The organism is Bradyrhizobium sp. 62B (assembly GCF_030272265.2).
Taxonomy (GTDB): domain Bacteria; phylum Pseudomonadota; class Alphaproteobacteria; order Rhizobiales; family Xanthobacteraceae; genus Bradyrhizobium.
The window spans coordinates 71747-85702 of sequence record NZ_CP092841.2 but is presented as its reverse complement, the minus strand read 5'-3'; the positions used below and the strand labels follow the sequence as shown (position 1 = coordinate 85702).

The 13956-nt window shown below is 65.2% G+C and carries 12 protein-coding genes; 6 read left to right on the top strand and 6 right to left on the bottom strand.

Annotated features, from left to right (window positions below; genetic code table 11):
- Positions 1-34: 34 nt before the first annotated feature.
- Together ubiB and ubiE are read right to left on the bottom strand one after the other, a co-directional pair.
- The gene (ubiB, locus tag ML401_RS00375) at positions 35-1609 is read right to left on the bottom strand and encodes a 2-polyprenylphenol 6-hydroxylase (protein ID WP_211415297.1); all 1575 of its coding nucleotides are present in this window, start codon (positions 1607-1609) and stop codon (positions 35-37) included.
- On the bottom strand, positions 1606-2367 hold the full coding sequence (ubiE, locus tag ML401_RS00370; RefSeq protein WP_194405162.1) for a bifunctional demethylmenaquinone methyltransferase/2-methoxy-6-polyprenyl-1,4-benzoquinol methylase UbiE: 762 nt from the start codon (positions 2365-2367) through the stop codon (positions 1606-1608). The genes ubiB and ubiE overlap by 4 nt, the downstream gene beginning before the upstream one ends.
- 81 nt (positions 2368-2448) lie before the next feature.
- Between ubiE and mutM the strand changes: the two genes are divergently transcribed.
- Positions 2449-3348, top strand: a complete 900-nt coding sequence (gene mutM / locus ML401_RS00365; protein ID WP_211415298.1) for a bifunctional DNA-formamidopyrimidine glycosylase/DNA-(apurinic or apyrimidinic site) lyase — start codon at positions 2449-2451, stop codon at positions 3346-3348.
- Between the two features lie 132 nt (positions 3349-3480).
- On the opposite strand, the gene ML401_RS00360 is transcribed toward mutM, so the two are convergent.
- Positions 3481-4224, bottom strand: coding sequence for a ParA family protein (locus ML401_RS00360; protein ID WP_285808922.1), 744 nt, complete (start codon positions 4222-4224; stop codon positions 3481-3483).
- A 237-nt stretch (positions 4225-4461) separates the two neighbouring features.
- On the opposite strand from ML401_RS00360, the gene ggt reads away from it, so the two are divergent.
- Both ggt and ML401_RS00350 read left to right on the top strand, forming a co-directional pair.
- Positions 4462-6141: a gamma-glutamyltransferase gene (gene ggt / locus ML401_RS00355; protein WP_285808920.1), complete on the top strand. Its 1680-nt coding sequence runs from the start codon at positions 4462-4464 to the stop codon at positions 6139-6141.
- A 258-nt stretch (positions 6142-6399) separates the two neighbouring features.
- The gene (locus ML401_RS00350; protein ID WP_285808918.1) at positions 6400-7497 is read left to right on the top strand and encodes a sensor histidine kinase; all 1098 of its coding nucleotides are present in this window, start codon (positions 6400-6402) and stop codon (positions 7495-7497) included.
- 81 nt (positions 7498-7578) lie between these two features.
- Here the strand turns inward: ML401_RS00350 and ML401_RS00345 are convergent, their stop codons facing one another.
- Positions 7579-8937, bottom strand: coding sequence for a peptidoglycan-binding protein (locus ML401_RS00345; RefSeq protein ID WP_285808916.1), 1359 nt, complete (start codon positions 8935-8937; stop codon positions 7579-7581).
- Positions 8938-9153: 216 nt separating this feature from the next.
- Between ML401_RS00345 and ML401_RS00340 the strand changes: the two genes are divergently transcribed.
- Positions 9154-9957, top strand: a complete 804-nt coding sequence (locus tag ML401_RS00340; RefSeq protein ID WP_285808914.1) for a molybdopterin-synthase adenylyltransferase MoeB — start codon at positions 9154-9156, stop codon at positions 9955-9957.
- A gap of 9 nt (positions 9958-9966) precedes the next feature.
- Here ML401_RS00340 and ML401_RS00335 read toward each other — a convergent pair whose 3' ends face one another.
- Positions 9967-10974, bottom strand: coding sequence for an aldo/keto reductase (locus ML401_RS00335; protein WP_259218224.1), 1008 nt, complete (start codon positions 10972-10974; stop codon positions 9967-9969).
- 115 nt (positions 10975-11089) lie between these two features.
- Here ML401_RS00335 and ML401_RS00330 point away from each other — a divergent pair, with 115 nt between their 5' ends.
- Positions 11090-12001, top strand: a complete 912-nt coding sequence (locus ML401_RS00330; RefSeq protein ID WP_285808911.1) for a LysR family transcriptional regulator — start codon at positions 11090-11092, stop codon at positions 11999-12001.
- A gap of 4 nt (positions 12002-12005) precedes the next feature.
- Here ML401_RS00330 and ML401_RS00325 read toward each other — a convergent pair whose 3' ends face one another.
- Positions 12006-13007: a D-glycerate dehydrogenase gene (locus ML401_RS00325; RefSeq protein ID WP_194405153.1), complete on the bottom strand. Its 1002-nt coding sequence runs from the start codon at positions 13005-13007 to the stop codon at positions 12006-12008.
- A 323-nt stretch (positions 13008-13330) separates the two neighbouring features.
- Between ML401_RS00325 and ML401_RS00320 the strand changes: the two genes are divergently transcribed.
- The gene (locus tag ML401_RS00320; RefSeq protein WP_211415309.1) at positions 13331-13861 is read left to right on the top strand and encodes an SH3 domain-containing protein; all 531 of its coding nucleotides are present in this window, start codon (positions 13331-13333) and stop codon (positions 13859-13861) included.
- Positions 13862-13956 lie beyond the last annotated feature (95 nt).

Sequence of the window (13956 nt, the reverse complement as noted above, 5' to 3'; positions counted from 1 at the left end):
TAGCGATGCTATCATTCGCATGATTGCAGTGCAATCATAAATTCCGGACGGCGATCAGGATTCCGATGAAGGTCGCGGCAATGATCCAGAGCGCGACGGTGCGCCAGCGGTTCTTGCGGCCTTCGCTCCGTCCCATCGCGGCGATGCTCTCCGGCGATAGCCTGATCCCTTCCCGCGTCATGGTTTCGAGCTGCTCGAGCACCTTCACCGACCGCTCGGCGATCTCTGGCAGCCGCATCAGCACCCGCGCGATGTCGCCGGTTCCGGCGAGCGCGCCCTGCACCCGGCCGATCGGACCGAGATTGCGCTCGATCCATTCGCGCACCACGGGGTCGGCGACCTTCCAGATGTCGAGCCGGGGATCGAAGCCGCGCGCCACGCCTTCGACCACGACCATGGTCTTCTGCAGCAGGATCAGCTCGGGCCGCGTCGTCATGTCGAACAGGCCGGTGACCTCGAGCAGCAGCGTCAAGAGCCGCGCCATCGAGATCTCTTCCGCCGTGCGATTGTGGATCGGCTCGCCGATGGCGCGGATGGCTTGCGCGAAATTCTCGACCGAGTGATGCGCGGGCACGTAGCCCGCCTCGAAATGCACCTCGGCGACGCGGCGATAGTCGCGGGTGATGAAGCCGAGCAGGATTTCGGCGAGGAAGCGCCGCTCCTTCATGCCAAGCCGGCCCATGATGCCGAAATCGACCGCGACGAGACGGCCGGCGTCGTCGAGGAACAGATTGCCCGGATGCATGTCGGCATGGAAGAAGCCGTCCCGCAGCGCGTGGCGCAGGAAGCTCTGGATCACCTTGCGGCCGAGATCTGGCAGGTCGACCTGCGCCTCTTCCAGGCGCTTGTGATCGTTCAGCGCGATGCCGTCGATCCACTCCATCGTCAGCACGTTGTGCGTGGTGCGGTCCCAGTCGACTGCAGGCACGCGGAAATCGGGGTCGTCGCGGGTGTTCTCCGCCATCTCCGACAGCGCAGCTGCCTCGAGACGCAGGTCCATCTCCATGGCGACCGAGCGCGACATGGTGTTGATGACTTCGATGAGGCGCAGCCGCCGCGCTTCCGCCGAGTAGGTCTCAGCCTTGTGTGCGACGAAGAAGAAGTCGGAGAGATCGCGGCGGAAACGCGCGGCGACGTTCGGCCGGAGCACCTTGACCGCGACCGACTTGCGGATCCCGTCGTGCAGGACTTCGCCGCGATGCACCTGCGCGATCGAGGCGGCTGCGACGGCCGGCCCGAAGCTCACGAACACGTCCTTCAGCGGCCGCTCCAGCGACGTCGCGATCGCGGCCTCGGCTTCGTCCTGCGGAAACGGCGGCAGGCGATCCTGCAGGCTTTCGAGGTCGCGGGCCATGATGACGCCGACAACGTCGGGGCGCGTCGCCAGGAACTGTCCGAGCTTGAGATAGGCGGGGCCCATCCGTGTCAGCGCGCGAGCGATCCGGGGACCGTGCTTGGTGCCGCGGCGTTCGACGAGGCGCGCCAGCTTCAGCGCGAGCTGTCCCGGCGGGGGCACCAGGCTCGGATCGACCGAGCCGAACACGCCCTCGCGCGCGAAGACGAACGCGGCGCGGATCAGGCGCGAAATGTGGTTGAAGGCAGAGATCACAAACGCCAGCCCGAATGCAGTGCGACGATGCCGCCGGACAATGTCTGCCAGCTGACGCGGGAAAAGCCGGCTTCGCGGATCATGTCGGCGAAGGCGTTGGGCTTCGGAAACTTGCGGATCGATTCGACGAGATATTGATAGGATTCGGCATCGCCCGTGATCATGCGGCCGAGCGGCGGGATCACCTTGAACGAGAACAGGTCATAAAGCCGATCGAGCCCGGGCATCTCGACGCTGGAGAATTCAAGGCAGAGGAAGCGGCTGCCGGGCCTCAGCACGCGATAGGCTTCGTGCAGCGCCAGATCGATCCGGGGCACGTTGCGAATGCCGAACGCGATCGTATAGGCGTCGAAGCTGCGGTCCGCGAAGCCGAGCGCTTCGGCATTGCCTTCGACGAAATCGACTTTGGCTTCGAGATGCCGCTTGGCCGCGCGCTCGCGGCCTACCGCCAGCATGTCGGTGTTGATGTCGCAGACGGTGGCATGGAAGCCCGCACCTGCGGCCTTGGCGGCGCGGAACGAGATGTCGCCGGTGCCGCCGGCCACGTCGAGCAAGGCGAACGGCCGATCGCTCCGGGGCGGATCCAGCGCCGTGATCATGATGTCCTTCCAGACCCGGTGCAGGCCGCCGGACATCAAATCGTTCATCAAATCATAGCGCGACGCCACGCTGTGAAACACGTCGTTCACCAGCGTCTGCTTGTCCCCGAGGGGCACGTCCCTGAAGCCAAAATGCGTGGTTTCGCCCGGCCGATCCATTACTCTACTCCACTGGGCGGACCATAGCGCGCCCGCCGCAATGGCGCTATCACACCGCCCTCATAAGGTGAATGCCTGACCATGCCTGAATTGCCCGAAGTCGAGACCGTCCGCCGCGGCCTTCAGCCCGTCATGGAGGGTGCGAAAATCCTCAAGGCGGAGGCTCGCCGGCCGGACCTGCGCTTTCCGTTCCAGCCGGACTTCGTGGCCCGGCTCCAGGGCCAGGTCGTCACGGGGCTGGGCCGGCGCGCAAAATATCTCATGGCCGATCTCGCCTCCGGTGACGTGCTCCTGATGCATCTGGGCATGTCGGGCTCGTTCCGCGTCATCAAGCCGGACAACGACGCCGCTCCGGGCGAGTTTCACTATCCGAAGGGCAAGGATTCGGCGCACGACCACGTGCTGTTTCGGATGTCCTCCGGCGCCGACATCGTCTTCAACGATCCGCGCCGCTTCGGTTACATGAAAGTGATCGCGCGCAGTGCGCTCGACGAGGAGCCGTTGTTGCGTGGGCTCGGCCCCGAGCCGCTCGGCAACGAATTCGATGCCGCGATGCTGGCGGGGGCCTGCGCGGGCAAGCTCACGAGCCTGAAGGCGGCGCTGCTCGACCAGCGCGTGGTCGCAGGCCTCGGCAACATCTATGTCTGCGAAGCCCTGCATCGCTCGCATCTGTCGCCACGCCGGATCGCGGCGACGCTCGCGACCAAGGGGCGCAAGGGCGTCGGCGCGGGCGAGCCGACCGATCATGCGAAGCGGCTGGTCGGTGCGATCCACACCGTGCTGAACGACGCCATCAAGGCCGGCGGCTCCAGCCTGCGCGATCATCGCCAGACCTCCGGCGAGCTCGGCTATTTCCAGCATTCGTTTAAAGTCTACGACCGCGAGGGCGAGAAATGCACCACGCCGCGCTGCGGCGGCACGATCAAGCGTTTCACCCAGAATGGCCGGTCGACCTTCTGGTGTCCGAAATGTCAGAAGTGATGATCGGGCACGAAGGCGTCTTCCCACAAACGCGAAGCGAAGCAATCCGGCCGGGCTGGTGGCCGGATTGCTTCGTCGCTTCGGCCCTTCCGGATGGCGAAGGGCCGACGGTCGTCTGAGCGATCGCCCCGCTCAGGACGCCAGAGTCGTGGTCTCGTCCGACGCGAGCTCGGCAGCGATGTGCAGCATGCCGTCTGCGGCCGACATCACCTGGTCGATCAGGACATTGGTCGTGGCTTCGAGCTCGAGCCGGGTCTCGATCCAGCGCCAGAGGCTGCGGATCTCGTCCGCGGACTTGCCGTTCGGCGCGAATTCGCTCACCGCAAGGCCGCTCGCGAGCGAGTCCTGGTGATCATTGCGCATCACGATCAGTGGGCGTGCCAGCACGTCAGCGAGATCGAGTGCGGCTTCCTCGGCGAGCGTGTTGGCCGCGTTGTCGATGCGCTGGCCGCGGATCGGGGTCTGGTTGAGCACGAAGCTGTAGGGCCGCTTCCAGGCGCGGGCAACGCTGAGGGTGGAGACGGTCGCCTCGATGTCGGCGACGCTCGGGCGGGCCGGGATCAGACAGAGGTCGGAATGACGGATCGCAGCGGTGGTGGCGGCGGAAAGACCGGCGGCGGTGTCGACGATCGCGAGCTGCAGGCCGCTGTCAGCCAGCATCTTCAGGCGCGGCTCGATGTCGGCGGCATGGTAGATCGGCTCGACGACGAGATCGTCGGCGGTGCGGCGACGCTGCCAGTTGGACAAGGTACCCTGCGGGTCGGTCTCGATCAGGCGGACGGTGAAGCCGGCCTGCTTGGCTGCGAGCGCGAGGCCGACGGCGAGCGTGCTCTTGCCGCTGCCACCCTTTTGGGTGGCCAGTACGATCGTGTGCATTTTGAAGGTCAATCCTTTGGAGTGCTTGGGTCAGGAATACGCCACGCGAACGTGCATCAATTGCGATGCTGAGCTCTTCTCGCTCAGGACGTGCCGGCCCGATCCAAAGGGGATCGCGGAGGTCCGAATCAGCAGTCATGATGATGGCGGAATAGGGAATGCCAGCTAATCCGTACCATTACTGGACCAGTACTCGTACGTGTGATGTGCTCGCTGCCGTGATGGAAAGGGCAGGCGATGAGCGGTAACTGGCGCGACCGGACAACAACCACCTTTGACTGCCAGAAGATGCCGGCGGTCTCGAGCCGCGGCATGGTGGTCAGCAACCATCCCCTGGCCTCCAGCGCCGGCGCCGAGATGCTGGCCGCCGGCGGCAACGCCATCGATGCCGCGATCGCGACCTTGTTCACGCTGACCGTGGTCGAGCCGATGATGGTGGGCATCATCGGCGGCGGCATGGCACACATCCGGCTGGCCGACGGTAGCCACCGCTTCATCGATGGCCAGAGCACCGTCCCGTCGGCCGTTCGCGACACGACCTATACGTCCAAGCCGGGCTCGGCCCACGACGTGTTCGACACCGTCGGCAACGAGAACCTCAACGGGCCGAAGGCCGTCGCGGTGCCGGGCTCGCTCAAGGCCTGGTGCGAGACCCTGCGTCGGTTTGGCACCATGAGCCTCGCCGACGTGATGCAGCCCGCGATCAAGCATGCGGCCCGCGGCTATGCGGCGACGCCCTACTTGCATGAATGCATCAGCGAGAGCGCCGTCGAGATGCGCAAGGACAAGCCGATTGCGGCGATCTATCTGCCCGATGGCGAGCCGCTGAAGGTCGGCGAGCGCGTGGTGCAGGCCGAATATGCCGAGACCTTGCGCTATATCGCCGATCATGGCGAAAAAGCTCTTTACGAAGGGCCGCTTGGCGATATCCTCGCCAACTACATGGAGAAGAACGGCGGCTTCATCCGCCGCAATGACCTCACGGCTTACAAGACCGTCGAGCGGCAGCCGGTCCTCGCCGATTATCGCGGCTGGACCATCCTTGGTCCTCCGCCGCCCGCCGCGTCCGGCGTGCACATTGCGCAGATGCTCAACATCCTGGAGGGTTATGACATCGGCGCCCTCGGCTTCGGCACGTCAGAGACGATCCATTATCTCGCCGAGGTGCTGAAGATCGCCTTTGCCGACCGCGCTGCGGCCAGCGGCGATCCCGATTATGTCGGCGTCCCCGTGGAGAAACTGACCTCCAAAGCCTATGCCGAAGAGCGCCGGCGCGCCATCGACCCCGTGCGGGCGCAGAATTGGGGCGCCGGCGTGTCGCAGCTCGAAGGTGCCCACACCACGCACATGACGGCGGCGGACGCTTTCGGAAACGTGGTCGCGACAACGCAGACCATCAACAATCTGTTCGGCGCCAAGATCATGATCCCGGGCTTAGGGGCCATTGCCAACAACTACATGAACCTGTTCGATCCGCGACCGGGCCACGCGCTCTCGCTGGCGCCGGGCAAGCGTGTCACGACCTCGATGTCGCCGATGATGGCGCTGAAGGGTGGCAAGCTCCGCTATGCGCTCGGGTTGCCGGGCGGCAAGCGCATCTTTCCGAGTGCGATGCAGGCCCTGGTCAATCTGATCGACCACGGCATGAGCCTGCAGGAGGCCGTCGAGGCGCCCAGGGTCTGGACCGAGGGCAACGCGCTCGAGGTCGAACAGACGGTGCCGGAGAGCGTGCGCACCAAGCTCGAAAGCCTCGGCCACACGATCCAGCCCGTTGCGACGGTCGCAGGCGGCATGAACGGCATCGCTTTCGACGACGACGGCACCATGACCGGGGCCGCCTGCTGGCGTGCTGACGGCACGCCGGTCGGGATATCGGGTGGTCTCGCGCGGAGTGGAATCAGATTCAGGTTGGGCTGACCGGGAAATTACAAGACCGGTTCGCTCGCCCGTCGAGGCCACTGAACTCGTCCAATCGCCTGCGGACGGCATCGCCTTCGTTCCAGCGTTTGGCAGTTCTCGGACTGCCGCGGCATTATTCGAACAATGGCCTTTGCCGGTGCACATCGACGTCACCTCGGACCCGATCCCCTGCGGATGACGGCATGAGCCCGGCAGTATATGCTGGGGCTGGCTGGCGGCAGGCGCGTCTGTCAACGTCTCAGTAAGGCTGTGCGTATGGGCAGGGATATCGGCGGCGACTTCTTGGCTGGCGGAGGCGAGTTGGGCGCTTTGACGCGAGCGTTTGACTGGTCGAGCACATCCCTGGGCGCTCCAGAAAGCTGGCCCCAAAGTCTTAGGGTGACGGTGCGGCTCGTTCTGACCTCGCGGCACCCCATGTTCATCTGGTGGGGGCCGGAGCTCATCCAGTTCTACAACGATGCATACCGGGAGACGATGGGGCCGGAAAGGCACCCAAGCGCTTTGGGGAGCCGCGGCCGCGAGTGCTGGGCTGAGATCTGGGACATCATTGGTCCTCAGATCGAGTACGTCATGTCCGGCAAGGGAGCGACTTGGAATGAGGACCAATTGGTGCCGGTCACGCGTCACGGACGTCGCGAGGACGTTTGGTGGACCTATAGCTTCGGCCCCATCGATCTTGAAGGCGAGGTTGGCGGCGTGCTTGTCGTCTGCAGGGATGTCACGTCCGAGCATATGGCAAGGGAAGCGCTCAACCTCATCAACGAGGAGCTGAAGCACCGCGTCAAGAATACGCTTGCAGTGTTGAGCGCGGTCGCTGCGCAGACATTTCGCGATCCCACGAGCAAAGCGAGCCTCGAAAAGTACCAGGCGCGGCTGGGCGCCTTTGGACGCGCGCAGGACCTGCTGACCGCGTCAAACTGGGCGGCCGCGCCGCTCCACGATGTGATCCGCACGGCTCTAGCACCCTATCGGACAGGTGAAGGCCGCTTCACGGTGTCGGGTCCTCCACTCGTCGTGAAGTCTCGCCAAGCGCTTGCTCTGTCCCTGGCGCTCCATGAGCTTGCGACCAATGCTTTGAAATACGGCGCTCTGACCGTGGCGGGAGGCTGTGTATCCATCACATGGACGGTCGAGACTGAGGATGGCGAGTCCAAATTCGTTTTTGTCTGGGAGGAGATTGACGGCCCGCTTGTGTCGGAGCCCGTCGGCGCAGGTTTCGGCTCCAGGCTTATTTCGCGCGTGCTGAAAGACGATTTCAGCGGTTCCGTCGATGTTTCCTACGGCTCGGCCGGGCTCAAATGTCGTCTGACGGCGCCCCTTAAGAATCTCGGGACTTCGCAAAATATCACGTGAGACTCTGCATGGGCGTGGCCGAGCGGAACGCATCACGTGCCGCACCGCATCGGACACGAGAGAGCATGATGATCTCTCGCTCTATTTCCTGACGCAGATCACGCGGACGACGGCGGCCTTTGCGTCAGTCGAGGTGCCGTTGGCTGCGACATTGTTCGCCTTCAGGAAATCGCGCACCGCGTCAGCGGACACCATCACGGCCTGCGAGGCCGGAATCGATGTCGCAGGTCCCGCCACCATGGCCGGCTTCAACAGCGTAATACCGGCGAACTTGCCATCGCCATCGATCGCCGGAGCACCGGAAAACCCGACCGCCGGCGGCGGGGACAGCATGGACTCGCTGCTCGGGACCGGCGCCAGCGCAGCCTTGACGATTGACACGCCGCCGGCACCGCCTTGGCTCTGCGGATCGGCGATGCCGACGACATCCACATTGGTCTTTGCTGCGCCGCCAGCAAGGCTCAACGGCTTCAGGCCGCGGGCGCCGTAGATGTGCAGGAGCGCGAGGCCGCGCTCCTTGTCTTCGGCCAGACGGTCGGCACTGCCATGGCCGGCGATCGTGATCGCGAGACAGCTGTCGGTGACGAGGCGGTCGGCAACAATCGCGCCGTCGTCGCTGACGACGATGCCGGTGCCGTATTCGACGGTCTTGCGCGGCGGCGGCCCGGCCTGCGGTCCCGACGGGAACGCGTTGAACGCACTCGACATCGCGATCACGACCGGCTCGACCGTGTTCTCCATCGCCTGGTCGTAGAGGATCGTCATGGTGCGGACCTCGTCTCCTTTGAAGGCGCCCCGCACGTAGAACTTCTTCAGGCCTTGCAAGCCCGACAGCACGAAGAAGTCGGGCTTCACCACGGTGTAATCGACCTTGCGTCCGGACGGCTCCTTCTCCAGCTCCGCGAGTTTTGCCGCGGTCGGGTTCGCCTCCTTGCGGCGGCTGAGCAGCACCTGCACGGTTCCGCTCGGCGAGGTCCATTTCGAGCCGTTGGCGTCGCTTGCCTGCTGTGGCACGAGTTTCGAGGGGATGCCCAGCCGGGCGCCGCTGGTCGGCTCCGTCACGATCTTCCAGCCGACGCCGTCCTGCTTCTTTCGCGCCGTCTCGGCGAGCGCGGCACGCTCCTGCGGATTGAGCACGCCGGTCGGCTTGCCGCCCTTGGCCTTCTGGTATTCCTTGATGGCGTTGACCATGCGCTCACTGACGTCGCCGGTGATGGCGCCGTTGTACTGGCCGACCCAGGCGAGGTCGGATTGCAGCGCCAGCCGCTCGGCCTTCGCCATGGCATCCGCCGTCGCCGCCGGCGTCTGCATGGCCGGAGGCTGGATCGGCACGGTCTGCACCGTCTTCGGCTTGGTGCCGGGGATCTGCGGCGCCGTCATCTGGGCCTGCGCGCCGGTGGCAGCCGCAAACATCAAGGTTGCCGCAAGCATCGATCTCATGACAAATCCAACCAGCCCATTGAACGCAATGCCATTGAAGCACATCTCGTTGGTCGCGAACAATGTTGGGGTGGTTCAGGCTGTTGACCCTCATCCTGAGGAGCCGCGGAAGCGGCGTCTCGAAGGATGAAGGCCGAGCTGCCGCAGCAGGGCCTGCATGGTTCGAGATGGCGCTTCGCGCCTCCTCACCATGAGGGGTGAGAGGAACGAAAGACGATGCTGAGCCCGGACGAACTCGAACGCTATGCCCGCCATATCGTGCTGCGCGACGTCGGCGGCCCGGGCCAGGCCGCGCTGAAAAAGGCCTCCGTGCTGGTTGTCGGCGCCGGCGGCCTCGGCGCGCCCGTTCTGATGTATCTGGCCGCGGCCGGCGTGGGCACGCTCGGCGTGGTCGACGACGACGTGGTGTCGCTGTCCAATCTGCAGCGCCAGGTCATTCACACCACGCCCGACATCGGCCGGCACAAGGTCGAGAGCGCCGCCGAGCGGATCGCGGCGCTCAATCCGCATGTCCGCTTCGTCGGCCATGCCACCTGGCTCAATGCCGACAACGCGCTCAGCCTGATCGGCGACTACGATCTCGTGCTCGACGGCTCCGACAATTTTTCGACGCGCTATCTGGTCTCGGACGCGTGCTTCTTCGCGAAGCGGCCGCTGATTACTGCCGCGCTCGGCACCTTTGACGGCTCGCTCACCACCATCCGCGCGCATGACAGGAACGAGCAGGGCGAATTCAATCCGACCTATCGCTGCCTGTTTCCGGAGGCGCCGCCACCCGGCACCGTGCCGGCCTGCGCGGAAGCCGGCGTCATGGGGGCGCTCGCCGGTGTGCTCGGCTCGATGATGGCGCTGGAGGCGATCCGCGAGATCGTCGGGTTCGGCGAGGGCCTCGTCGGCCGCCTCCTCATGATCGATGCGCGCGCGATGCGCTTCGAAACGCTGCGCTATGGGCGCGATCCGGCCAACCCGCTCAACGGCGATGGGCCCGTGGTCGCCGACCTCAGCGCCCATCGCAGCTGATCGCCGGGATTACGCCGTGGCCAATTTCTCGCTGTCGAGATGCGCCATCTGCTCGGCGGCGTAGCGCGTGCCGGAAGCGACATCCGGCGGGAAGGCTTTTGCCAGCGCCGCAAGATGCGCCTGTGTCAGCGTGAGCCTGGTCGCGCCGAGCGCTTCGGTGAGACGGTTGCGGGTTCGTGCGCCAACCAGCGGCACGATCTCCTTGCCCTGCGCCGCCACCCAGGCAATCGCGACTTGCGCCGGCGTTGCACCGATCTCGGTGGCGATCGCACGGAGGGATTCCACCAGCGCAAGATTGGCATCGAGGTTGGCGCCCTGAAAGCGCGGCGTCATCAGCCGGTAGTCTCTGCCGGCTTTGCCGCTGTCCTTGGTCCAATGGCCGCTGATCAGTCCGCGCGCCAGCACGCCGTAAGCGGTGATGCCGATGCCGAGCTCGCGGCAGGTCTTGAGGATATCGCGTTCGATGCCGCGCTCGATCAGTGAATATTCGATCTGGAGGTCTGCGATCGGATGCACCGCATGCGCGCGGCGGATGGTATCGGAGCCGACCTCGGACAGGCCGATATGCCTGATGTATCCGGCCTTCACGAGATCGGCGAGGCCGCCGATGGTCTCCTCGATGGGGACGTTGGGATCGAGCCGCGCCGGACGGTAGATGTCGAGATAATCGGTGCCGAGACGTTGCAGCGAGTAGGCGAGGAAGTTCCTGGTCGCGCCCGGCCTCGTGTCCATGCCGGCGAACTCACCGGCCGGACCGCGCAGCGCGCCGTACTTGACGCTGATCTGCACCTTGTCGCGGGCGACCTCCTTCAGTGCCTCGCGCACCAGCATTTCGTTGTGACCCATCGCGTAGAAATCGCCGGTGTCCAGCAGCGTGATGCCGGCGTCGATCGCCGCATGCACCGTGGCGATGGCTTCGCCGCGGTCGGCGGGGCCATAGACCTCGGACATGCCCATGCAGCCGAGGCCGAGGGCCGAGGTGGTGGGGCCGGCTGAACCGAGTTTGCGCTGTTCCATGATGGTTCTCCTCGAAAAGGCGGTTGATTGCGCCGCGTGACGAGGGAGATATGCGTCCGTTCGATTGCGCCGATAAGCTGGACAATCAAGAATAGCTTGTTCACATTAGCGAACAATGCCTGAGCCTGATCTGCGCGATCTCGATGTTTTCGTGGCGGTCGCCCGCACCCGCAATTTCCGGCGTGCGGCGGTCGAAATGCGGGTGTCGGTGTCGAGCCTCAGCCAGCGGCTCCGGGACCTGGAGGAACGCCTTGGCGTCCGCCTGATGAACCGCACCACCCGCAGCGTCGCCCTGACCGAGGCGGGCGAGTTGCTGCTGTCGCGGGTAGCGCCGGCCTTGCGCGATGTCGGCGATGCGCTCGATCAGGTCCGGGGCCTTCGCGAGGTCGCCTCGGGACGCCTGCGCATCAACGCGCCGCCACCGGCCGTCGATCTCGTGCTGGCGCCGATGGTCGGGCCGTTTCTGAGCGCCTTTCCGCAGGTCGATCTCGACATCGTCTCGGAGAGCGGCTTCGTCGACATCGTCAGTGCCGGCTACGATGCCGGCGTGCGCTATGGCGAGCATCTCGCGCAGGACATGGTTGCGATCCCGCTGAGCGGACCGCAGAGCTACGTCGTCGTCGCATCGCCTGCATATCTTGCGCGGCGCGGCCGGCCGAAACATCCGAAGGATCTGCTCGAGCATGATTGCATCCGCGCGCGCTACTCGAGCGGCGTCATGCACGATCTGGAGTTCGAGAAGGCCGGCCAGGTCGTGAAGGTCGATCCGCGCGCAAAGCTGATCTCGACCAACATGAACCTTGCGATGCGCGCGGTGCTCGACGGCGTCGGCATCTGGGCAACGATCGACGGCTATGTCGGCGATGCCCTGAAAACCGGCGCGCTGGTCAGCTTGATGGAAGATTGGTGCGAGCCGTTCCCGGGCCCGTTCCTGTATTACCCGAGCCGGCGACAAACGCCGCCGGCGCTCAGCGCCTTCATCGATTTCGTCGCCGACTGGCGCAAGTGCGAAGCGCGAAGCAAATAGGCTCTCACAGCATGCTCGGCAGCACGCGATCCGGCGGCTTGTGGGCGTCGAGGAAGGTGCGGATGTTGATGATCACCTTCTCGCCCATCTCGACGCGGCCCTCGATCGTGGCCGAGCCCATATGCGGCATCAAGGTCACCTTGCCGGCCTTGGCGAGCCGCACCAGCTTCGGGTTGACCGCGGGCTCGTGCTCGTAGACGTCGAGGCCGGCGCCGGCGATCTCGCCGCCTTCGATCAGCTTGATCAGCGTGTCCTCGTCGGTGACCTCGCCGCGCGCGGTGTTGACGATATAGGCGTCCTTGCGGATCAGCTTCAGCCGCCGCGCCGAGAGCAAATGATAGGTCGCCGGCGTGTGCGGGCAGTTCACCGAGATGATGTCCATCCGCGCCAGCATCTGGTCGAGGCTTTCCCAATAGGTCGCGCCGAGTTCTTCGGCGATCTTCGGGGCGACTGGACGGCGGTTGTGATAGTGGATCTGCAGGCCGAAGGCGCGGGCGCGGCGCGCCACCGCCTGGCCGATGCGGCCCATGCCGATGATGCCGAGGCGCTTGCCGCCGATGCGGTGGCCGAGCATCCAGGTCGGCGACCAGCCCGGCCACGGTTTTCCCTCGGTCAGGATCGAGGCGCCTTCGATCATTCGCCTGGGCACGGCGAGGATCAGCGCCATGGTCATGTCGGCGGTGTCCTCGGTGAGAACCTTCGGCGTGTTGGTGACGGTGATGCCGCGCGCGTGCGCGGCCTCGACGTCGATATTGTCGACGCCGTTGCCGAAATTGGCGATCAGCCGCAGCTTGCAGTCGGGCTGGTTGACGATGTCGGCGCTGATATGGTCGGTCACCGTCGGAACCAGCACGTCGGCGGTGCGCGCGGCTTCGGCGATCTGTTCGGCGGACATCGGCGTGTCCTCGAGATTGATCCGCGCGTCGAACAATTCGCGCATCCGCGTCTCGATCGAATCCGGCAGCTTGCGCGTCACCACGACGAGGGGCTTTTTCTTCACCGACATGTCCTGCTCTCATGAGGCGTCGCAGGCCGCCCCTGTCGCCAAAGGCTGGTCGTTGAGGCCTCATTAACCCGGTTGTTCGACACTGCCCTTGCCGTGTCCGTCCCCGGCGTTTCCTTCAAGCTCTCCCGAGATTTCCGGCCCGGAAAATCGGGGCAAACTGGTTGTTCAAGTGCCCGTCCTCTCTAGCAGAAGGCCGGGCCAAGACAAGAACCACGGGCCAGGCTTGGGGAACACCCGCGTGGGGCGGGTCGGGATTGACGCGGCAGGATTTGGATTTGGGGTGAGGGTCCGGCAAGGCCGGGTCTTCGACAGGAGACGGGTTGATGGCGTTGGGGCGTTTTTGTTCGGTGATGGCGCTCGTTTGCACCTGGTGGAGCGCCTCGGTCGGTCCCTCGCATTCGGCCAAGGATAATACCCCGCAGACCGCCAGCGGCCTGCCGGTGCCGCGTTACGTCAGCCTCAAGTCGGATCACGTCAATGTTCGCGCCGGCCCGACCAAGGACAATGACGTAGCCTGGGTCTACACCCGTGCCGGCCTGCCGGTCGAAATTACCGCCGAGTTCGAGAATTGGCGCCGCGTGCGCGATTCCGAGGGCGCCGAGGGCTGGGTCTATCATTCGCTGCTGTCGGGCCGCCGCACCGCGGTGGTCACCATGAAGCACAAGGACGATCTCGCCCCGATCTACGATCGTGCCGATCTCGACAGCGCGGTTGCAGCAAAGCTCCAGGCCGGCGTCGTCACGCAGGTGAAGAAGTGCACTGCAAACTGGTGCCGCGTCACCGGCAACGGCTTCGACGGCTGGATCCAGCAGGAGCGCCTCTGGGGCGTCTATTCGGACGAGCAGGTGAACTGACGTTCGAGGGCGGGGCGAGCTACCGCTCCACCGTCATGCCCGGGCTTGTCCCGGGCATCCACGGACTTCCACGTTCAGCCCAAAAACATGGATGG